Source organism: Streptomyces sp. 5-10, assembly GCF_014712245.1.
In the GTDB taxonomy this organism is placed as follows: Bacteria; Actinomycetota; Actinomycetes; order Streptomycetales; family Streptomycetaceae; genus Streptomyces; species Streptomyces violaceusniger.
In genome coordinates this window covers 1-20,853 of the sequence record NZ_JACVYG010000091.1, presented here as the reverse complement: position 1 = coordinate 20,853, position 20,853 = coordinate 1, and the positions used below count along the sequence as shown (strand labels likewise).

Genomic DNA, 20,853 nt, shown 5'->3' with positions numbered 1-20,853 from the left:
GGCGGGCGGCGAGGTCATCGGCTCGCCGGTGGTCGCCGACGGCCGGGTCCACTTCGGCTCGGCCGACCACTGCCTCTATACGGTGGACGCGGCGGGTGGCCAGCTGCGCTGGAAGCTGGCCACGGGCGGCGAGATCACCGGGTCCCCGGTGGCCGTCGGGGGTGTGGTGTACGCGTGCAGCAAGGACCGCTGCGTCTACGCGCTGGACGCGGTCAAGGGCACGGGCCAGTCCCGCCCGTCGGGCGGCCGCGCCTGACCGATCCCGGGGCGGCGCGGCGGTGCGGTGACGCGACGAGGCGAGGTGGCGGCGCGGCAAGGGCGGTGACGCGGCCGCGCGGCGACGTACCGGAAGCGGCAGGTCGCAGGCCGTGTCCCTGACAATTACTGCTACGGTTGCGGGCGTTCATCGACCTCCTGGGAGCCGGGAGGTCGATGGGTAACTCTGCGGTCTTCGGGGGAACGGGGTCTGTGATGCGGCGTGGTCTACGGCTGGCGGCCCTGCTCACCGTGGTGCTGGTGGCGCTGACCGGGTTCAAGGGGCGGGGCCATGGCCACGGGGGTGGCGGAGGCGGCTGCTCCAACTCGTCCTCGCACCACTCGTCGGGGTCGGGCTCCGATTCCGGTTCCGGCTCGGGTGGTTACTCGGACTCCGACGACGAGAGCTCCACCACCGGTTCGGGCTCCGGCGGCTCGCGCTACCGCGACGACGACGATGACGACTACGGCGACAGCGCCTCCAGCGGCTCCTCGGGCGGCACGGCGTCGTCGTACGAGCCCCGGGCGACCGTCGTCACCTGCGCCGAGAAGGGCAAGAGCGGGGTCAAGGGCAAGGACGCGAGCGGCCGTCCGGCGGCGACCGTGAAGGTGCGCAACCGCTCGGGCACGGCCGAGACCTACCTCGTGGACATGAACTTCCAGGACCGGGACGGTATGACCCTCACCTCCGGCCGCGCCGATGTGCGGGTCCCCGCGGGGAAGTCGAGGACCGTAAGGGTGCCGCTCGACGATCCCTCGGTCGCGGGAACCGTGGTGCGGTGTGAGGTCGTCTCCGTCCTCTGAGAGCCGGGACAGGCGCGCCCGCAGGTGACTTTGGGGTAGCAAAACCCGTTGCTAGGGTGGCGTGCACTTGTCAACAGGCTGCATTTGGCTTGAATGAGCCTTTCAACGGGGGTAATACCATGCAACGCCGCTCCATGCGCATATGCGCCGTCGCCCTGGTCGGACTCATCGCGCTGACCGGCTGCGGAAAGAAGAAGGGCGGAAGCCACGACGGCGGCCTCGGAGGCTTCGTCTCGGGCGGGAGCGGGGGCAACGACAACCCGGCGTCCGGCCCCACCGACCTCCCCAGCGGGCTGCCCACCGATCTGCCCAGCGGCGCGCCCTCCGACCTGCCGTCCTACGACGCCCCGACGCCCTCCTACACCTACTCAGCGCCGCCCACCTACAACTCGGACGGCACGAACGACATCACCGCCACCGGCTGCGACTACGACGAGTCGACCCGTTCATTCCAGTACACCCTCAACCTCAGGAACCCCGAGACGCAGTCCATGCACTACTCGATCACCATCGAGTGGGAGGACCAGAACGGCGGCAGCCTGCTGGGCTCGGACTACAAGTCCGTCACCGTGGCGTCCGGCGGCAGCCAGACCCTCAGCGCCACCTCCTACCGCACCCTCACCGAGCAGACGTCCTTCACCTGCAAGGTCACCTCGGCGCTCAAGTACCCGAGCTCCACCTGAGGCCCGAGCCACCTGAGGCCCGAGCCGGCCGATCCGAGGCGGACGGCCTCACCGGGCCTCACCGGGCCTCACCGGGTACGGAAGCCGGGCGTACGGGCCGCGAAGAGCGCGGCCTGGCGCCCCGGCGGCAGATTGCCCAGCGCGATCAGCTGCGGGGCCCGCGCGAGCGCCTGGGCCAGCGCCGCCTCCTTCGCCGCCCATAGCGCCCTTACGGTCCCCTGCACCGCCTCCGTCGGGTACGACGCGATGACCGACGCGGCGCGCATGGCCGCCGTAAGGGCCTCACCGGCCGGGGCCACCTCGCTGACCAGCCCCGTCTCATACGCCCTTCGGGCCGAGAGCCGTTCCGCCGTCCCCATCAGCGCCATCCGCGCGACCTCGCCCATGGGCATCCGCTGCGCCATATAGACGGCCTCATAGGCGCTGACCATCCCATAGCTGGTGTGCGGATCGAAGAAGGTCGCCGTCTCGTCGGCGACGATGAACTCGGCCTCGCCCAGCAGATAGAACGCCCCGCCGCAGGCCATCCCGGCCACCGCCGCGACCACCGGCTTCCACAGGTCGTTCGCCTTGGGCCCGACGGTGCGCAGCGGATCGTCCATGGCGTAGGGCGACGACGGCTGCGCGACCTCCACCGAGCGGTCGATGCCGGTGCTGAAGGCCCGGCCGCCCGCGCCGGTGAGGACCACGGCCCGGACCGCGTCGTTCCGGCGGAAGCGCCGCCATACGGCGGTCAGTTCCGAGGCCGTCTCCAGGTCGATGGCGTTGTGCCGCTCGGGCCGGTCGAGGGTGACGACCGCGACGCCGTCCTCCGCCACCCGTGTGCGCACCGTCATGGCCGCTCCAGCAGCCAGCGCACCACCGTGAGCCCGTCGTCCGTCCCGTGGAAGGCGGCCTTCACGGGCGCGCCGATGCGGATCCGCTCCGGCGGGACCGAGTTCAGCGCGGCGTCGGCGGAGGCGACCAGATTGCCCACCAGCCGGATGCGCGGGGCGTCCGCGAGCTCCACGAGGACGACGTTGTACGGCGCCTGTGCCGCGTAGGCGGGCAACAGCGGGGGATGGGGCAGCACATACGACCAGATCCGGCCACGGCCGCTCATCTTTTTCCACAGGCTCTCGAAGGACTGGCAGTGCGGGCAGCAGGGCCGGGGTGGGAAGCGCGGTTCGCCGCAGCCCGCGCAGCACTGGACGCGCAGTTCGCCGCGCGCCGCGTAGGCGAAGAAGGGCGCCCCGTCGTCGTCGGGCACGGGCGCCAGCAGCCCGTCGGTCCGGTCGCCTTCGCCACTGGCGGCCGCAGTCGTCTCGGTTTGTGTCATGCCGTCGGTCAACTCCTCAGCAGCAGGGCCGATGTGGGAACCCCCTCACCCGCCGTGACCAGGCAGGTCGTGGCGCCGGGTACCTGGGCGGTGCCGGTGCCGCGCAGCTGTCTGACCCCCTCGGTGATGAGGTTGAAGCCATGGACGTACGCCTCGCTGAGGCCGCCCCCGCCGGTGTTGAGCGGCAGCCGTCCGCCGATCTCCAGCGCGCCGCCCTCGGTGAAGGCGGCGCCCTCGCCGCGGGCGCAGAAGCCGTAGCCCTCCAGGGAGAGCGGGATCAGCGGGGTGAAGGCGTCGTAGATCTGCGCGACATCCACGTCCTGCGGCCCGAAGTCGGCGGTTTTCCACAGGCGGCGGGCGGCGGTCCAGGAGGGGCCGGTGAGCGGGTCGTCGTTCCAGTAGTTGACCATCCCGTGGGCTTGCGCGGGCAGCCCCTGGGCGGCGGAGTGGACGTAAACGGGCCGGTGCCGGCAGTCGCGCGCCCGCTCGGCCGACACCACCACACAGGCCAGCGCGCCATCGGTCTCCAGGCAGTTGTCGAAGAGGCAGAGCGGTTCGCTGATCCAGCGCGCGGTCATATACATCTCGCGGGTCAGCGGGCGGTCGTACATCATCGCGGCGGGGTTCTGATTGGCCCGGTTGCGGCAGGCCAGCGCCACATTGAAGAAGTGATCGCGGGTCGCGCCGTACTCGTGCATATAGCGCCGGGCCAGCAGCCCGATCTCATCGGCCGGGCGCAGCAGCCCGTACGGCCGGGTCCACTGGGCCGGAGTGGGCAGCTGCACCTGGGTGTTGGTCCACGGGCGCGGCCCGCTGCCGCGTTTGCGCGACCGCCAGGCCACCCCGACGCTCGCCTGTCCGGTGGCGATCGCGGCGGCCAGATGCGCGACGGTCGCACACGAACCGCCGCCCCCGTAGCCGACCTTGCCGAAGAAGGTCACGTCCCCGGCGCCGATGGCCTTGGCGACCTCGACCTCGTCGGTCTCCTCCATGGTGTACGAGGCGAAGGCGTCCACCTCGGACGGGGCGATGCCCGCGTCGTCGAGCGCGGCCAGGATCGCCCGGCAGGCCAGGGTCTTCTCGGACTCGGGGAGGCGTTTGGCGAAGGGAGTCTGCCCGATACCGGCTATCGCCGTCGCGTCCTTCAAGGTCGCCGTCGCCCTTGCCGCCCCCATGGCCGCCTCCTTGGGTCGCGTTCACCGGTGCTGACAGCGGGGAAGGCTACCGCTAATCTGACGGGTAGTCAGCTACTGGGGTCGTCCGTCCCGGGTTCCGGGGAGGGGAGCGGTCCGATGGAACAGATGGAGCAGCGGCACACCATCCCGGCCCTGATCCGGGCGGCGGTCGCGCGGTACGGCCCGGACGAGGCCGTCGTCGAGGGCCGCGCCCGGATCTCCTACGCGGAGCTCGGCGCCCGGATCGAGCGCGCGGCGGCCGCGTGCGTCGCCTCGGGCCTCGAACCGGGCGACCGCGCCGCGATCTGGGCGCCCAACACCACCGACTGGATCGTGGCGGCGCTCGGCGCGGTCACCGCGGGCGGGGTGCTGGTCCCGGTCAACACCCGCTTCAAGGGTGGCGAGGCGGCGTATGTGCTGCGCCGCACCCGGGCCACGCATCTGTTCATCACCGGCACCTTCCTGGGCACCTCGTACGTGGCGTCGCTGCGCCGGGCGGCGGGGGAGGGGCCGGGCCACGGCCCCCTGCCGGGCCTGCCCTATCTGCGGGAGGTGGTCGTCCTCGCCGACAACGGCCCGGAGGACTTCCGCACCTGGAAGGAGTTCCTGGCGCTGGGCGACGCCGTACCGCCGGAGGAGGTCCGGTCACGGGCGGAGGGGGTGCGCCCCGCGGACCCCTCCGACATCACCTTCACCTCCGGCACCACCGGCCACCCCAAGGGCGTGGTGACCACGCACTCCCAGACCGTGCGGGTCTTCGACACCTGGAGCGAGATCACGGGGCTGACGGCGGGCGACCGCTATCTCATCGTGAACCCGTTCTTCCACACCTTCGGCTACAAGGCGGGCATCATCGCCTGTCTGAGCCGCGGCGCGACGATGGTGCCGCAGCCGGTCTTCAGCGTGGAGACCGCCCTGGCCAACATCGCCGCCGAGCGCATCACCGTCCTCCCCGGCCCGCCCACCCTCCACCAGTCCCTGCTCGACCACCCCGCCCGCGCCGCCCACGACCTGTCCACCCTGCGCCTGGTCGTCACCGGCGCCGCCGTGGTCCCGCTGGAGCTGGTGGAGCGCCTGCGCTCGGAGCTCGGGGTCGCCACCGTGCTGACGGCGTACGGGCTGACGGAGGCGTCCGGCACCGTCACGATGTGCCGCCGCGGCGACCCGCCCGAGGTCATCGCGGGCACGGCGGGCCGCGCGATCCCGGACACCGAAGTCAAGATCGCCATGGCCACCGGTCGCGAACTCCCCCCGGGCCGGCCGGGCGAGGTCTGGGTCCGCGGCTACCACGTCACGCCCGGCTACTTCGAGGATCCGATCGCCACGTCCCGCACCATCACCCCCGACGGCTGGCTGCGGACGGGCGATGTCGGGGTGATGGACGAGCGGGGCAATCTGCGCATCACCGACCGCATCAAGGACATGTTCATCGTCGGCGGCTTCAACGCCTACCCCGCCGAGATCGAGCAGCTCATCGCCCGCCACCCCGATGTGGCCGACGTCGCCGTCGTCGGCATCCCGGACCCCCGCCTGGGCGAGGTGGCCAAGGCCTACGCGGTCCGCCGCCCGGACTCGACCCTGACGGCGGACGACCTCATCGCGTGGTCGCGGCGGGAGATGGCCAACTACAAGGTGCCGCGGCAGGTGGAGTTCCTGACCGAGCTTCCGCGCAATGCGAGCGGGAAGGTCCTCAAGGGGAAGCTGCGGGCGGGGAACGGGGTCACAGGGGCTTGAGCGGTGGGCCCGCGAGGTTGTTCCAGATGGCTGCCGCCGCCGCGAGTTGGGCGATGAGGAAGGCGCCCTGCACGGAAAGGGTGCGCACCTGGTAGATCGACAGCAGGAGGCTCAGGCGCGTCGGCCACAGTTGTTTCTCTCCGCTGAACGTCGCCATGTCCATCCAGAGGCTGGTCAGGGTGAGAACGGTCAGCATGAGCGAGATGCCGAGGACGGCGTTGCCGAGCTCCGTATCGGTGATGCGGTTGACCAAGGCGCCGACGCCGATGGGGATGGCATAGGCGATGGTCAGGGTCAGCGCGCGCATGGGCCCACGGTGGCCGGGCAGCACGCGCCACAGCGCTCCCAAGACCAGGCCGACCCCGGCCCATGTGATCTGCCAGGTGAGGAACCACGTGGCGATACTCAACAACCCTGTGGGGTTCGCGCTCGTGAGCATGAGCTGCTTGGGCTCTTTGAAGTAGTTCGCCCAGACAATGGTGGCGCTGCAGGGAATTCCGAAGAGGAATGCGATGCGTGCGCTGTGCAAGGCGTTGTCCCACCATTTGTCGTGCGGTCCCCAGCTCAGGGCCACATCGACGACCGAGACCTGATCGGGGAGAAAGTCGCGCTCATATCCAGGAGGGCGCCAATACCGCAGGCGTCGAATTTTGTCCTCAAGTGCCTCTCGGGTAGTGTCCTGTTCCGTGTGGCCCTGATCCACGAAGCGCAGCCGTTGGTGGACGTTACGGTACTGATGCGCCTTCTCCAGCATGTCTCGCCGACCTTGCGCGGTGCCCAACTCCTCGGTGAGAAAGTCTCCGCCCGCCTGGCAGAGCACCGACCATCGTCGGCCTACCGCCCGCACGGTGTAGAGGGCCGCGATATTCAGCAGAAGCCAGACGGCCAGCAGAAAGGAAGAGCCCGCGAAGAGATAGGCCCGCGTCGCCACGACAAGGGCGAAGACAACGGCGGTCAACCGCATATCGTTGCGCGAGGGGCCGAGCGAGACCTGCTCGGTATTCTGCTCGGACTGAACGGTATTGGCGCGACTGTTCAGCAGGGCAACCAGCGCGATGCCCGTCAGAACCCATGTCTGGGTGTAGGCCCAGAAAAGCTCACTCGGTCCGAAGCCGGCCAGATTGTAATGCAGATTCTGGTCGTGCGCTCGGTTACTGCCGTCATGTTCCATGAGCCAGTTGGTACGTCGCCAATTCAGGTCGATGGACCACCTGTACGCACACAACATCACCACGGCGACCACGGCCAATGCGGCCACGGCGGCTGCCACGAATCGGGTGGTGGCTTTGTCCCATGCCGCTGTCCAGGATGTGCGGAACAGCCCTCCGTCCCTCGCGAAGCGCCACGCCCATGCCGCCATCGCGATCAGCCACAGCCACACCATCACCAGCTGCAGCAGCATCAGCGTGGCAATGTACGGACCGGGTGGAGCCAGTTCTTCCGACAGGCCCATGGTGCCAGGGGTCATAACGGCCGTCAGGCCGAGGACCGTCAGACCGAGGGAAATCACCAACACGTTGCGGGTCAATACCCGGCCCCGACGGCTCAGCTCGCCGACAGGAGACTTCGGCTGATCCGCTGAGCGGCCGGGGTGCCAGGGGCGCGCCGCGAGGATGAGTATCGATCCCGCGGCAATGCCGACGAGGGTTGGCCAAAGACTGAACCTCCTCGCCCCTGGGATCAGCAGGGCAAGAGCCAGGCCCAGAGCCGCGCTGAGCCCGGCCCACCACAACGCTGTCCTGGTGAGGCCGCCTTTGGAGCCCTCGCTGACGTCAGGGGCCCGCCATGGTGACCACAGCCGAAACCGCCCCGGCGGCCCCGGCGGAGAAGGTGAGCGCGGAGCGGCGCGGAGCACCGCGAGCGCCAATGCCGCCGAGCCGCAGACCCACCACAAGACGATGCCCAGTGTGCTGAGGGTGGACCCTCCGCGATTCTCCAACGCGAAGGCGGCGTGCCAGGGTGGGAACATGTCGACCCGTACGCTGGACGGCTCGTCCCACACCCACGTGTCCTTTCCCATGTACGCGGCTTCGGGACCCACGTCGCTTGCCTCGAGCCCGTCAAGCCGAACCTTCACCTGCTTCCAGCGGGCGTGCTTCAGCGCCTTGCCCAGCATGTGCTGGTGAAAAGTGACCTTCCATTGGTTATGTGGCTTGCGTGCGTTGATCTGCCACGGCCCGAGCTGAGTCTTTCCGATATGAGTGATCAAGGCGAATGCCTTGTAGTGGACCGTAACCCCGCGCTTCCCCGCGGTCGTCACCTCCGGACTGCGGAGGCGCCACTCGTCCTTCCAGAAGGGCTTCATCTTGGGCCTTGAAGTCTTGTCCCCGCGCAGCAGGCAGCGCATCGCTCGGCGATACAGGTGGGATTTCTCGCCGAGCGTCAGGCCCTCAGTGGCCAGCGGCCATGAATTCCGCACGGTGATGGTGGTACTCGACTGCGCTTGGACGAATGTCTGACCGTGATGGAAGAACCGGATCGCAGACTTGACCTCCGGTTTTTTGGCTTTCGCCACGTCGCAGACGTCCGGGGCGGTCGCGCCCGCCTCCGCCGCGCACACCCCCCACCACCCCACCGCCATGACCAACAGCCCGAGCCAGCGCTGCCACCGGTTTGCCGCCATACGTTCGCTCCGCTACCCACGCATGATTGACCTACAGTGCGTATACCTACTCATCCGGAAGCCACAGGACCGGTGCAGACGCGCAAGGAGAGGCGAAGGTCCCATCAGTTGGCCGCATGGTGAGCGGAAAGCTCTGGGTTTGCGGCACCCCACAGGGCGGCTTACGATCTTTTAAGAGTGCATAAGCTAATCCATTGATCATGGGAGAGGGCTTATGACCGGCAAAAACGCAACCCAGCAACGGCCCGCACTTCCCACGTTCGAGGAAGCCGAAGGCCTGGGCCCGCATGACGCGGAGTTCGTCCGAGACCTCATCGCGGTGCTGGAGAAACACGGCAACCTCGACCGTTTCGGCCTGTGCCTGCTGCACGATCACTTCCCGCTCGACGCGGACGAGGTTCTGGTCGAGACGAACGATCCCGAGACCCGCACGCTGAACATCCGCGTCGAGAAGGCGAGCGGGACCCGGCATGCCAAGCCCTCGCAGTGGCGATTCCTGCCGAACGTCCCGCACGCGAAGGGCGCGGAGTTCGCGGGCGGCCCGTACCAGGTGATCCTGCAGTGCGATGTGGTCAGCCTGTGCCCGGGGCGCGATCGCTGAGGAACGCGGTCACTGAGGGGCGCGGTCGCGGTCGCTTCGGACCATTGAGGCCCGCCGCCTGATGGCGACGGGCCTCACGAGGGGCCGAGCCTCCGGCGCGGCCCCTCACCGCTCACCGGGGGGCGACGGGCATGTGCTCGTCCTGCACGCTGAACAGACCCCCCTGCTCCGCCGTTACGGACTGGCCGGGCGTCGTCGGCATGTGCTCGTCGGCGACGGCCGGGGCTGAGGCGCTGAGGGCGGCGGCTGTTGCGATGGCGAACGCGACGAGGATCTTCTTTGCTCTGGTCATATGACTCTCCATGAGAAGCAAGATTGCTATCCAAAAAGAAATCTAATGATGAAGTGCCCGTTTGTAAGCCATTCTCACCGAAAATGGGTTCGAGTTGAGGAAATACCTCGTCATGCGATCCACGCGACAGCAGGGATCGGCGTCGATGGCTCCCCCTCCGTGCCATCGACGGACCGATCCCTGCGAAGTGCCCCGTGGGGCCCTGTGTGTTGGTCCTGCCTGCGTGTTGCCTACCCCTTACGCCGTCTTGTTCTCGGCGGTCAGGGGGCTGGGGGCGGGCGCGTGCTCGTCCTGCGTGGAGAGCTGCGGCGGAACGGGCGCGTGCTCGTCCTTGGCGACCAGGGGCTTGGGCGCCGGCGCGTGCTCGTCCTGGGTGGAGAGCTGCGGCGGCACGGGTGCGTGCTCATCCTTGGTGGCCAGCGGCCTCGGGGCGGGCGCGTGCTCGTCCTGGGTGGTGAGCTGTGGCGGAGCGGGCGCGTGCTCGTCGAGTGGCCGGTAGGCGTCGGACTCGGGCTTCTTGTCCTGGGTCATGAGGATCAGCTCCATGGGATAGGGCGGCAGGTTGTGTGGCGACGCCCGCCCGGCGACTCCCCCGTGGATCGCCGGACGGGCATCTCAGGGCTGCTCACGCTGGTGGTGAGTCCCGACAACCGACCCGTCTGCCCCCCGCGGGGACGGATCGACTGCTTCAAGAGTGACCGTCGGCGATAAACGATTGATGAACGCGGTGTCGTAGGGCGCTACGGAGCCGCGCCCCCCGTTGTGCGACCGCCTCCGCGCCGCCTGACACGGCCGACTCGCCGCCCGGCAGCATGGCCGACTCGCCGCCCGGGAGCATGGCCGCCGCGCCGCCCGTCACGCCCCCGCGCCGCCCGTCACGCGGCCGCCGCGGGCTCCAGGAGCCCGCGCACCTCGTCCGCCTCGGCGGCACCCAACTGCTCGTGGATGGACAGCGCCTCGCGCCAGCAGGCTTCGGCGCGGCCGGTCTGGCCGATCGCGATGAGCGCCTTGCCCAGCACGGTCAGTACGATCGCCCGCCGCCATTCGCCCCCGATACCCCGCAGCGCGAGGGCCTGTTCGGCGTGCGAGGCGGCCTGCGCCGGCCGGTCCACCGTGAGGTGGGCCTCCGCGATGCGCTGGTGGGTCATCCCCTCCCACAGGGGCTGACGGCTCTCGTGGAACAGGGACAGCGCGTCCGTCAGGTGCGCGAGCGCCTCGTCCGGGCGGCCCGCCCGGGTCAGGACCAGGCCGAGCGCGTACTTGCCGTTGGCCAGGCGCAGGGTGCGCCCCAGGTCCTCGTAGATCTTGACGCCCTGCCGGGCCAGTTCGACGGCGCTAGCCACCCGGGCCAGCTCCAGGTGGACGCGCGACAGATTGCACAGCGCGCTGGCCTCGCCCGGCGCGTTCCGGTCCTTGCGGAAGGCGGTGATGGCCTGGAGGAGATGGGTCTCCGCCTCGTTGAGCCGCTGCTGGACGAGCGCGATGATGCCGCGCTGGTTCAGGGCGCGGCAGGCGGAGACGGGGTCGTCGGCGGCCAGCCCCAGCGCCGCGGCCCGGCGGGCCTCGTCGTCGGCCTGGTCGTAACGGCCCGCCAGGCTGCGGACATGGGCGAGGAAGGTGCGGGCGCGGCCCTCCGCATGGGCGTCGTCCTGCGCCTGCGCCGCGTCGCTGATGGCGACCGCGGTGATCTCGTACTGGCGGGAATTGGCCCCGGACTCGGCCAGGTCGACCGCCGCCATCAAGAGGTCCGCGGCGCGGCGCAGCGTGTCTGTGCGTCCGGCCGACTGCTGGGCGCAGGCGAGCAGCGGGTCGGACTCGGCGAAGAGCCAGTCCAGCGCGGCCTCGCGGTCCGGGAAGGCCAGACCGGGGTAGCGCGTCGTCTCCAGGTGGTCCACCAGCCGGTCGCCGGGCCGTTCCAGCGCGTAGACCTCGGCCGCCGTCGCCAGGTAGAAGTCCAGGAGGCGGGACATCGCCGCGTCCCGCTCGGAGGGCGGCTGCTCATCGCGCTCGGCGCAGGCGCGGGCGAAGAGGCGCACGAGGTCGTGGAAGCGGTAGCGGCCGGGCGCCGCGGACTCCAGCAGGCTGGTGTCGACCAGGGATTCCAGGAGGTCCTCGGCGCGGTCGGTATCGAGGTCGAGGACGGCGGCGGCCGCCGCCAGCGAGATGTCGGGCCCCTCGGCCAGGCCCAACAGCCGGAACGCCCGTGCCTGCTGGGGCTCCAGCTGGCCGTACCCCAGCTCGAAGGTGGCCTTGACCGCCAGATCGCCCACCCGCAGCTCGTCCAGGCGCCGCCGCTCGTCGGCGAGCTTGCGGGCGAGGACGGACACGGTCCAGGTGCGGCGGGCGGCGAGGCGGGAGGCGGCGATGCGGATCGCGAGCGGCAGGAAGCCGCACGCGGCGACGACGTCCATGGCCGCGTCGCGCTCGCTGACGACGCGCTCCTCGCCCACTATCCGGGTGAAGAGGGCGAGGGCCTCCTCCGGGCTCATCACGTCCAGGTCGACCAGGTGGGCGCTCTCCAGGTCGACCATTCGGATCCGGCTGGTGACGAGGGCGGCGCAGCCCTCCGTACCGGGCAGCAGCGGCCGCACCTGGGCCGCGTCCCGGGCGTTGTCCAGCAGCGTCAGCACGCGGCGGCCGTCCAGCGTGGAGCGGTAGAGGGCGGCGCGCTCCTCGACGCCGTCGGGGATGCTGGAGTCCGGTGTGCCCAGGGCCCGCAGGAAGGATCCGAGGACCGCCTCCGGTTCGGCGGGGGCCGGGCCCGCGCCCTGGAGGTCCACGTAGAGCTGGCCGTCCGGGAAGTGGTGGCGGGCGGTGTGCGCGACGTGGACGGCGAGGGTCGTCTTGCCGACTCCGCCGATCCCCGCGACCGCTGACACGGCCATGACATGCCCTTCGGCGGTGGCCAGGTGGTCACCCAGTTCCTTCACGAAGGCCACTCGGCCCGTGAAGTCCGAGACCGACGCCGGGAGTTGCGCGGGCCGTACGAAGACCGGACCGGCCGGGGCCTGCTCCGCGGCCGCGCTCGGCGCGGCGAGCTCGGCATCGGCCTGGAGGATGCGCTGCTGGAGCTCGGAGAGCTCCGCGCAGGGGTCCACGCCCAGCTCCTCGGCGAGCAGCCGGCGGGTGTCGGTGTAGACGGCGAGCGCCTCGGCCTGCCGTCCGCTGCGGTAGAGGGCCAGCATCAGCAGTTCGCGCAGCCGCTCCCGCAGCGGATGGGCGGCGGTCAGGGCGGTCAGCTCGGAGACGGCCTCCGCGTGGTGGCCGAGCTCCAGGTCGAGGTCCAGGCGCGCCTCGACCAGGGACAGATGCCGCTCGGTGAGCCGCACCCGCTGGGTCTCCGCGTAGGGCCCCGGCACCTGGGCCAGCGGCTCGCCGTCCCACAGGTCCAGCGCCTGGCCGAACAGCTCGCGCGCCCGTAGCCGGTCCCCCGAGTGCTGGGCCTTCTCCGCCTCGGCGGCCAACTGCTCGACCACGTCGATGTCCAGGGCGCCGAGACCGACGCGGATCGCGTACCCGCCCGACTCGCTGGCCAGCACCTCGGAGTCGGGCCCAAACGCCTTGCGCAGCCGGGAGGCGTATGTGCGCAGCGCGGCGATCGCCGCGTCCGGGGGGTCGTCTCCCCAGAGGGCGTCGATCAGCTCCGGGGCCGTCGCGGTTCTGCCGCCCCGCAGCAACAGCGCGGCCAGCAGCGCTCGTTGTTGCGGTGAGCCGGTGCTGAGCTGCTGTTCGCTCCGCCACGCCCGGACCGGTCCGAGCACGGTGAAGCGCATGTGCTGCCGCTGCGCCTGCTCCTTGTCGCGGGCCATGTCTCCCCCTGCCTGTGCTTCCCAGTCGCACGGGTCAGTTTGCCTTGTCGGCGGCGGTTACGTCAGTAGGGGTCAGCGGTCTCCACAAGGCCCACCAGAGTTGTCCGACTTCATACGGCTGGCACCTCGTCAGATCGGAACGGACGGCGGTCAACGGGTCGTCATGCCCCCGGAAGCGTCCGGGTGGAGGCGGGCGGCGCCGTGGGGCGGCGCGCCCGACGAGATCGACGAGACCCCCATCAGCGCGCTCACCTCCTCGCGCTCCGGCGACCCCAGGCGCTGGTAGATGGCCAGCGCTTCCTGCCAGTACTCCCTGGCCCGATCGGTCTGGCCGACCGCGGACAGCGCCTTGCCCAGGACCGTCAGCAGCGACCCGCGACGCCATTCGCCGCACAGGCCCTGCATGGTCAGCGACCTCTCGGCGTGCCATGCGGCCCGGGCCGCACGGCCTGCGGCCAGATGGGTTTCGGCAAGCCGGAAATGGGCCATTCCCTCCCACAGCTGCTGGCGGGTGTCCCGGAATATGTCCAGGGCCTGGGTCAGATGGGCCAGGGCCTCGTCCAGCCGGCCCGTACGGGTCAGCGCTATCCCGAGCGTGTACCGCCCGTTGGCCAGGCGCAGCGAGGCGCCCAGCCGCTGGTAGATCGCGAGCGCCTGCTCGGCCAGCTCCACCCCGGCCTGGGCGCGGCCCTTGTCGATGTGGACGCGGGCCAGGTTGGACAGGGCGCTGGCCTCACCGGCCTCGTTGGCGTCGGCGCGGAAGGCCTCGAGCGCCCGGTTGAAGTACGCCTCGGCCTCCTCTCTGCGGCCCTGGTCCAGGACGATGCTGCCGAGCCGGTTGGGAACGCGGCTGGCGAGCATCGGATCCCTGGCGGTCAGCTCCAGGTCCAGCGCCCGCTCCAGCTCCCGCTCGGCGTGCTCGAACCGGCCGGTGAAGTAGTACAGATTCCCGAGGGTGGCCCGTGCCCGGGCCTCGGTGCGCACGTCCCCCGCCGACTGAGCCGATTCAATGATCGCCTCGGCCACCCCCTCGTACTGGTAGGACCTGGCCCCCGACTCGGCGAGGTCCAGGGCGGCGGTCAGCAGGTCGGCCACGCGGCGGCGGCCGTCGGCGACGCACTGCCGGGCGCAGGCGATCAGACAGTCCGCCTCGGTGAACAGCCAGTCCAGCGCGGCCCCGGACGACTCGAAGGTGAGGCCCGGACGGGTCGTGGGCGCGAGGTGCTCGACGGTGCGGTCGCCCGGCCGCTCGGCGGCGTAGACCCGTGCCGCGGTGGCCAGATAGAAGTCCAGCAGACGGGAGAGCGCGGCCTCCCGCTCCGCCTCGGGGAGGTCGTCCCGCTCCGCGCACGCCCGCGCGTACAGCCGCAGCAGGTCGTGGAGGCGATAGCGCCCCGGCACGGTGGGCTCCAGGAGCGAGGTGCCGACCAGCGATTCCATGAGCGTCCGGGAGGCGGTGTCGTCCAGGCCGAGCACGGCCGCCGCGGCGGGCAGCGAGATGTCCGGCCCGCCCGCCAGCCCGAGCAGCCGGAACGCCCGCGCCTGCTCCGGCTCCAGCTGGCCGTAGCCGAGCTCGAAGCTGGCCTTGACCGCCAGGTCGCCGGCCCGCAGCTCGTCCAGCCTGCGCCGCTCGTCGGCCAGCTTGCGGGCCAGCACGGACACCGTCCAGGTGCGCCGGGAGGCGAGCCGGGAGGCGGCGATGCGGATCGCGAGCGGCAGGAAGCCGCAGGACGCCAGCACGTCCATCACCTCCTCGCGCTCGACGGCCGCCCGCTCCTCGCCCACGATGAGCGCGAAGAGGGAGAACGCCTCCTCCGGGCTCATCACGTCCAGATCGACCAGATGGGCGCCGTCCAGACCGGCCATGGTGGCCCGGCCGGTGATCAGGGTCGCGCTGCCGTGCTGGGTCGCGCTGCCGTGCGGGGTCGCGCTGCCGTGCGGGCCGTCGCCGGGCAGGAGCGGCCGAATCTGGTCGGTGTCCCGGGCGTTGTCCAGCAGGACGAGGACCCGGCGGCCCGCGAGCGCCGAGCGGTAGAGGGCGGTGCGTTCCTCGGTGCCGTCCGGGATGGCGGCGTCCGGGATGCCGAGGGAGCGCAGGAAGGCGGCCAGTACGGCGTCGGGCTCGGCGGGGGAGGGGCCAGCGCCCCGGAGGTCCACGTAGAGCTGCCCGTCGGGGAAGTGGCGGCGGGCCGCGTGGGCCACATGGACGGCCAGGGCGGTCTTGCCGATGCCCCCGATGCCGGAGACGGCGAGGACGGGGGGAGCGCCGCCCCGGGCGGCCAGCAGGCCGCTCAGCTCCCGTACGGCGTCGGCGCGGCCGGTGAAGTCGGGGGCAGCGGCGGGCAGTTGGGCGGGGCGCACGAGGGGGGCGTCCACCGCCGGGGGTTCGCGGAGTGCTGTGGGGTCGCGGAGTGCCGTGGGGTCATGGGGCGCCGTGGGCCCGTGCAGTGCCGTGGGCTCGGCGCACTCTGCCGCGATGAGCCATTCCCGTTCCCCAAGCCGCTTGTCGCCGACCATGGTGCCCCCCGCACTTACGTTTCCCTGCACGGCCAGTCTGCCCGGTCGACCGGTTATTCGTCAGTAAAGAGCGCGTCTGCCAGGCCGCGCGCCGGGTGACCCGCGGCCTGCGCCGGGCGACCGACGATCGCTTGCCGCGATAGCTGACGATCCGTCAGATCGGCGCTACCGTGCAGTCATGGAGAGCTTCCCGAAGATAATCTCGGTGGACGACCACACGGTTGAGCCCCCTCACGTCTGGCGGGACCGGCTCCCGTCGAAGTACCGCGACAGCGGGCCGCGCATCGTCCGGGCGCCGCTGAAGGAGATGACCTTCGTCGGTGGCAAGTTCGCCCCGAAGATGGGCGCGCCCGGGGGCGACGGGCCGCTCGCGGACTGGTGGGTGTACGAGGAGCTGCACCGGCCGCTGACCCGGCTGGACACCGCCGTCGGCTACGCCCGGGACGAGGTCAAGCTGGAGGCCATCACCTACGAGCAGATGCGGCCCGGCTCCTTCTCGGTGCCGGACCGGCTCGCGGACATGGACGTCAACCACGTCCAGTCCGCGCTCTGCTTCCCGACCTTCCCCCGCTTCTGCGGGCAGACCTTCACCGAGGCCGCCGACCGCGAGCTGGGGCTGCTCGGGGTCCGGGCCTACAACGACTGGATGGTGGAGGAGTGGTGCGGCCCCGAGGCCCGGGGCAGGCTGATCCCGCTGATCATCATCCCGCTGTGGGACGCCGAGCTGGCCGCCGCCGAGGTGCGGCGGAACGCGGCGCGCGGGGTGCGGGCCGTCTGCTTCTCGGAGATCCCGCCGAACCTGGGGCTGCCCTCGATCCACACCGACGACTGGGACCCCTTGCTCGCGGCGTGCGACGAGACCGGCACGGTCATCGCGATGCACATCGGCTCCTCCTCGAGGATGCCCTCGACCTCCGCGGACGCGCCCCCCGCGGTCGGCTCCACGATCACCTTCGCCAACTGCTGCTTCTCGATGGTGGACTGGCTGATGAGCGGGAAGTTCGAGCGCTTCCCGAACCTCAAGGTGATGTACGCGGAGGGCCAGATCGGCTGGATCCCCTACATCCTCGAGCGCGCCGATGTGGTGTGGGAGGAGAACCGGGGCTGGGGCGGAGTGGCGGACAAGGTGCTGCGCCCGCCGTCCGAGCTGTTCGCCGAGCACGTCTACGGCTGCTTCTTCGACGACGCTTTCGGGCTGCGCAACCTCGACGCCATCGGGGTCGGCAACGTGCTGTACGAGACGGACTATCCGCACTCGGACTCCACCTGGCCCAAGTCGAAGGAGGTCGGCGAGGCGCAGATGGGGCATCTGGCGCCGGACGTGGTGGAGCGGATCGTGCGCGGCAACGCGATCGAGCTGCTGGGGCTCACGGCGGACGGGCTGTGGGCGGGGGCGTAGCGGTCTGCGGCCACGCCGTTGTGGCGGTCGGTGGCCACGCCGTTTGGCGGTAAGCGGCCACAACGTTGTGGCGGTCTGTGGCCACGCCGTTGTGGCGGTTGCGTCGCTGTGGCGGTTGCGTCGGGCCGCGTGGTCACGGAGGAGCAAGAAAGCGGTCACTGCCGGTCAATGACAACCAATGGACCCTCCGGCAGGCTGTGGGGCGGATCGGCCCTCCCCGCCTCCCCACGCCGTCACCCACCCCTATGACGTGACAGGGGCCGTGGGCGGCGCGGAGGGCCGGGTGTCCGTGCGCACCGGGCGTCGCGGGGTAGCGCCCGGCGCGCGGGACACGAGCGCCAGATGGCGGTAGTCGCTGGGCGGCATGCCGTACGCGGCGCGGAAGGCGCGGCTGAAGACGGCGGGGTGGGCGAAGCCCCAGCGGGCGGCGAGTTCGTGGATGCGGACCGTGAGCAGGCCGGGGTCGGTCAGGTCGCGCCGGACGCGGTTCAGCCGTTGTTGCCGGATCCACGCGGAGACCGTGGTGTCGCGGGCCCGGAAGAGGCGGTGCAGATAGCCGACGGAGATGTGGTGCGCGGCGGCGATGGTGGCCGGTGACAGCTCCGGGTCGGACAGGTTCCGCAGGATGAAGCTCTGCACCCGCAGGGCCAGGGTGTGCCGGTGGGTCTCGGGTGGCAGCGCGTCGTCGGCCTCGACCGCCTGGGCCAGCAGTGCCGCCGCCAGGTCGATCAGCACGGTCCCCAGGCGCGGCCCGTCGGAGGGGCGTAAGGAGCGGTCCGCCGCGAGCCGGGTGAGGAACCCCGTGAGCAGGGCGCCCACCCCTTCGCGCGCCGGGATGGGCCGGGCGAGCAGCCGGTCGATCCGGTCGTGGGGGACCGGGATCAGGGCCTTGGGGATCTCCAGACCCACGCCTCCGGGAGGTCCGCCGAAGGCCAGGCAGTCGAAGGGCCGGGAGGTGTCGACGACGTAGAGGCCCTCCGCGCTGTGCGCGGCCTCCTGGCGGGACTGGGAGACCTGGAGGTTCCCCTCCTGGATGAACGAGAAGTGGTACAGCTCGGGGTCGGACTGCCGGATGAGCTTGGGCGTCCGCCGGAAGTTCATCTCGCGGAACTTCGTGGGCCATACGGAGGCGGCGCCGAACTGGAGGATGCGCACCTCGCCCCGGAAGTCCCGGGTGTGGTCGCTGGTCATCTCCATCGGCGCCATGAGCTGTGCCATCTGCTCGCGCCAGAAGTCGAACCGATCCGCTCTGGGCAGATCCTCGCAGCGGAAGACCGTCTCGATCATCTCGTGCCCCTCTGTGTGCCCCTTGCCGTGCCCCCTTGCTGTGCGCCCCCTTGCCGGTGCCCCGTGATGCCCCTGGGCGGGGAGGCGGGCGTGGGCCCCGAGGTCCGAACGTTCGTACGCTAGCAAAGCGTTGCGCGGCGGAACGAGGCTGCTATAACCCTTGTCTGATGGGCCGTCAGATACGACGATGTCCGACGTCGGATACGACCACGTCCGACGTCAGCCACGACCGCGTCCGACGTCGGATACGACCATGTCCGACGTCAGCCACGACGATGACGGTCCACCGACAAGGAGGCCCGGCATGCGCGTCCTGCCCCGGGGCCGGTTGAGCTACGGCATGCAGCTGCCGATCCAGTCGCAGTCCACCCTCTACGCCGAGCCGTGGGAAGCCGGGGCCGGCCCGGCCGAGCTGCTCGAGGTCGCCCGCGCCGCCGACCGGCTCGGCTTCGCGTACCTCGCCGTCTGCGACCACGTCGCGATCCCGCGGCGGCTGGCCGCGGCCATGGGCACCGTCTGGTACGACCCGGTGGCCACCCTGGGCTGGCTCGCCGCGGCCACCGAGCGGGTGCGGCTGCTCAGCCATGTGGCGGTCGCGGCGCTGCGCCATCCGCTGCTGACCGCCAAGCAGTACGCCACGCTCGACCACCTCTCCGGCGGCCGGCTGATCCTCGGGGTCGGGGCCGGGCACGTGCGGGAGGAGTTCGAGGCGCTGGGGGTGGACTTCGCCCGGCGCGGGGCGCTGCTGGACGAGACGGTCGACGCGCTGAAGGCGGCGCTGGGGCCGGAGGAGTTCCCCGACTTCCGAGGCGAGCGGTTCGCGTTCGGCGGCCTCGGGCAGGCCCCGCGCCCCGTCCAGACGCCGCGGCCCCCGCTGTGGATCGGCGGCTCCTCGCCCGCGGCGGTGCGCCGGGCGGCGGTCCGGGGCGACGGCTGGCTGCCGCAGGGCGATCCACGGGACCGGCTGCCCGGCCAGATCGCCCGGCTGCGCGAGTTGCGGAAGGAAGCGGCTCGACACGATCGCGGCTGTGACGAGCCCGCCGAGATCGGTGCGATCACCGAGCCACTGTACGTGGGCGAGCCCGGCTGGGACGTGGGGCGCCGGACCCTGACCGGCGCGCCGGAACGGCTGGCCGAGAGCCTGCGCGCGTACGCCGCGATGGGGGTGGACCAGATCCAGGTGCGGTTCCGCTGCCGGGACCACACCGAACTGACCGACCAGATGGCGGCCTTCGCCGCCGATGTCGCTCCGCACCTCGATGACCAGTGATGACTGGCGATGACTAGGGAGAACGGAATGGGCAAGCTGGACGGGCGGGTCGTCATCATCACCGGGGCGGCGCGCGGACAGGGCGAGCAGGAGGCGCGGCTGTTCGCGGCCGAGGGCGCGCGCGTGGTCCTCGGCGACGTACTGGACGAGCCGGGCGAGGCGCTGGCCAAGGAGCTGGGGGAGGGTGCCCGCTTCGTCCATCTGGACGTGGGCCGCGAGGACGACTGGACCGCCGCCGTCGCGGCCGCCAAGGACGCCTTCGGCGCGGTGGACGGCCTGGTCAACAACGCCGGGATCCTCCGCTTCAACGAGCTGGTGGGCACCCCGCTGGCGGAGTACCTGGAGGTGGTCCAGGTCAACCAGGTCGGCACGTTCCTGGGGATGCGGACGGTGGCGCCGGAGCTGGCGGCGGCGGGCGGCGGGACGATCGTGAACACCGCCTCGTACGTCGCCCTGTCCGGTATGCCGCTGCTCACCGCGTACGCCGCGACGAAGGCGGCGGTGGTGGGGATGACGCGGGTGGCCGCGATGGAGCTCGCGGACAAGGGCATCCGGGTCAACGCGATGTGCCCGGGCGCGGTCGACACCCCGATGACCAACCCGGCTCAGCTCGACCCGGACGCCGACACCACGGAGGCGACGGCGGCGGTCGACGAGCTCTACCGCAAGCTGGTCCCGCTGGGCCGGATCGGCCGCCCGGAGGAGGTGGCGCGGCTGGCCCTCTTCCTGTCCTCGGAGGACTCCTCGTACGTCACCGGCCAGCCAATCGTCGTCGACGGCGGCTGGCTGACGGGCGTCTCGGTCTTCTAGGGGGTTGCCCGGCGGACCGTGACGCCTGCGGCGAGCCACGCGGCGGAGCCACATATCGAGGCTTTCCCCTCCCCGCCCCTTCCCTCAACCGGGACTCCGCCCAGATCCCGGCGTCTTGGCTGGTGGGCTGGCTGCGGCCGAGGGTCGGCTCGTCGCCCCAGGAGTTCGGGTCCGGGGCGAACCCCGGACCCCGGCGCCCTGGCCGGTGGGCTGATCGCGGCCGACAGTCGGCCCCCGCCCCCCGGGGGGGGGTGCCTCTATGTCTTCCGTCAAGGC

Annotated in this window: 17 protein-coding genes; 8 read left to right on the top strand and 9 right to left on the bottom strand. The window is 71.2% G+C overall.

Annotation, left to right across the window (positions count from 1 at the left end):
• The 3 genes from IEJ02_RS46040 to IEJ02_RS46030 all read left to right on the top strand — a co-directional run.
• On the top strand, nt 1-256 hold a 256-nt coding region (locus IEJ02_RS46040; protein ID WP_191070244.1), incomplete at its 5' end, for an outer membrane protein assembly factor BamB family protein.
• Nucleotides 257-471: 215 nt separating this feature from the next.
• The gene (locus IEJ02_RS46035; RefSeq protein ID WP_191070243.1) at nt 472-1,059 is read left to right on the top strand and encodes a hypothetical protein; all 588 of its coding nucleotides are present in this window, start codon (nt 472-474) and stop codon (nt 1,057-1,059) included.
• 134 nt (nt 1,060-1,193) lie between these two features.
• On the top strand, nt 1,194-1,742 hold the full coding sequence (locus IEJ02_RS46030) for a hypothetical protein (protein ID WP_223865531.1): 549 nt from the start codon (nt 1,194-1,196) through the stop codon (nt 1,740-1,742).
• Between the two features lie 68 nt (nt 1,743-1,810).
• Here the strand turns inward: IEJ02_RS46030 and IEJ02_RS46025 are convergent, their stop codons facing one another.
• From IEJ02_RS46025 to IEJ02_RS46015, 3 genes are read right to left on the bottom strand one after another with little or no spacing between them, the layout of a single operon-like run.
• Nucleotides 1,811-2,578, bottom strand: coding sequence for an enoyl-CoA hydratase/isomerase family protein (locus IEJ02_RS46025; protein WP_191070242.1), 768 nt, complete (start codon nt 2,576-2,578; stop codon nt 1,811-1,813).
• Nucleotides 2,575-3,060: a Zn-ribbon domain-containing OB-fold protein gene (locus tag IEJ02_RS46020; RefSeq protein ID WP_191070241.1), complete on the bottom strand. Its 486-nt coding sequence runs from the start codon at nt 3,058-3,060 to the stop codon at nt 2,575-2,577. Before IEJ02_RS46020 ends, IEJ02_RS46025 begins: the two co-directional genes overlap by 4 nt.
• A gap of 8 nt (nt 3,061-3,068) precedes the next feature.
• The gene (locus tag IEJ02_RS46015) at nt 3,069-4,235 is read right to left on the bottom strand and encodes a lipid-transfer protein (protein WP_191070240.1); all 1,167 of its coding nucleotides are present in this window, start codon (nt 4,233-4,235) and stop codon (nt 3,069-3,071) included.
• A gap of 126 nt (nt 4,236-4,361) precedes the next feature.
• Here IEJ02_RS46015 and IEJ02_RS46010 point away from each other — a divergent pair, with 126 nt between their 5' ends.
• Nucleotides 4,362-5,969: a FadD3 family acyl-CoA ligase gene (locus tag IEJ02_RS46010; RefSeq protein ID WP_370467249.1), complete on the top strand. Its 1,608-nt coding sequence runs from the start codon at nt 4,362-4,364 to the stop codon at nt 5,967-5,969.
• Here IEJ02_RS46010 and IEJ02_RS46005 read toward each other — a convergent pair.
• Nucleotides 5,956-8,592 (bottom strand): DUF6185 family protein, encoded by a 2,637-nt coding sequence (locus tag IEJ02_RS46005; protein WP_191070238.1) that lies wholly within the window; start codon nt 8,590-8,592, stop codon nt 5,956-5,958. The two genes, IEJ02_RS46010 and IEJ02_RS46005, sit on opposite strands and share 14 nt — an antisense overlap.
• Before the next feature lie 214 nt (nt 8,593-8,806).
• On the opposite strand from IEJ02_RS46005, the gene IEJ02_RS46000 reads away from it, so the two are divergent.
• Complete coding sequence (locus tag IEJ02_RS46000; RefSeq protein WP_191070237.1) at nt 8,807-9,193, top strand: hypothetical protein; 387 nt, start codon at nt 8,807-8,809, stop codon at nt 9,191-9,193.
• Between the two features lie 112 nt (nt 9,194-9,305).
• Here the strand turns inward: IEJ02_RS46000 and IEJ02_RS45995 are convergent, their stop codons facing one another.
• The 4 genes from IEJ02_RS45995 to IEJ02_RS45980 all read right to left on the bottom strand — a co-directional run bounded on the left by IEJ02_RS45995 (nt 9,306) and on the right by IEJ02_RS45980 (nt 15,811).
• Entirely contained in the window at nt 9,306-9,485 is a 180-nt protein-coding gene (locus tag IEJ02_RS45995; RefSeq protein ID WP_191070236.1) for a hypothetical protein, read from the bottom strand.
• A gap of 237 nt (nt 9,486-9,722) precedes the next feature.
• Nucleotides 9,723-10,031 carry a hypothetical protein gene (locus IEJ02_RS45990; RefSeq protein WP_223865530.1) on the bottom strand — a complete coding sequence of 103 codons (309 nt, stop codon included), beginning with the start codon at nt 10,029-10,031 and terminating at the stop codon, nt 9,723-9,725.
• A 329-nt stretch (nt 10,032-10,360) separates the two neighbouring features.
• Complete coding sequence (afsR, locus tag IEJ02_RS45985; RefSeq protein ID WP_191070234.1) at nt 10,361-13,294, bottom strand: SARP-family global regulator AfsR; 2,934 nt, start codon at nt 13,292-13,294, stop codon at nt 10,361-10,363.
• A 150-nt stretch (nt 13,295-13,444) separates the two neighbouring features.
• Nucleotides 13,445-15,811 (bottom strand): tetratricopeptide repeat protein, encoded by a 2,367-nt coding sequence (locus IEJ02_RS45980; RefSeq protein ID WP_191070233.1) that lies wholly within the window; start codon nt 15,809-15,811, stop codon nt 13,445-13,447.
• Nucleotides 15,812-15,989: 178 nt separating this feature from the next.
• On the opposite strand from IEJ02_RS45980, the gene IEJ02_RS45975 reads away from it, so the two are divergent.
• Entirely contained in the window at nt 15,990-17,210 is a 1,221-nt protein-coding gene (locus tag IEJ02_RS45975; protein ID WP_191070232.1) for an amidohydrolase family protein, read from the top strand.
• Between the two features lie 243 nt (nt 17,211-17,453).
• On the opposite strand, the gene IEJ02_RS45970 is transcribed toward IEJ02_RS45975, so the two are convergent.
• Nucleotides 17,454-18,497: a helix-turn-helix domain-containing protein gene (locus IEJ02_RS45970; RefSeq protein ID WP_191070231.1), complete on the bottom strand. Its 1,044-nt coding sequence runs from the start codon at nt 18,495-18,497 to the stop codon at nt 17,454-17,456.
• Nucleotides 18,498-18,801: 304 nt separating this feature from the next.
• Between IEJ02_RS45970 and IEJ02_RS45965 the strand changes: the two genes are divergently transcribed.
• Entirely contained in the window at nt 18,802-19,767 is a 966-nt protein-coding gene (locus IEJ02_RS45965) for an LLM class F420-dependent oxidoreductase (protein WP_191070230.1), read from the top strand.
• 27 nt (nt 19,768-19,794) lie between these two features.
• Nucleotides 19,795-20,577, top strand: coding sequence for an SDR family NAD(P)-dependent oxidoreductase (locus IEJ02_RS45960; RefSeq protein WP_191070229.1), 783 nt, complete (start codon nt 19,795-19,797; stop codon nt 20,575-20,577).
• Nucleotides 20,578-20,853: the final 276 nt, after the last annotated feature.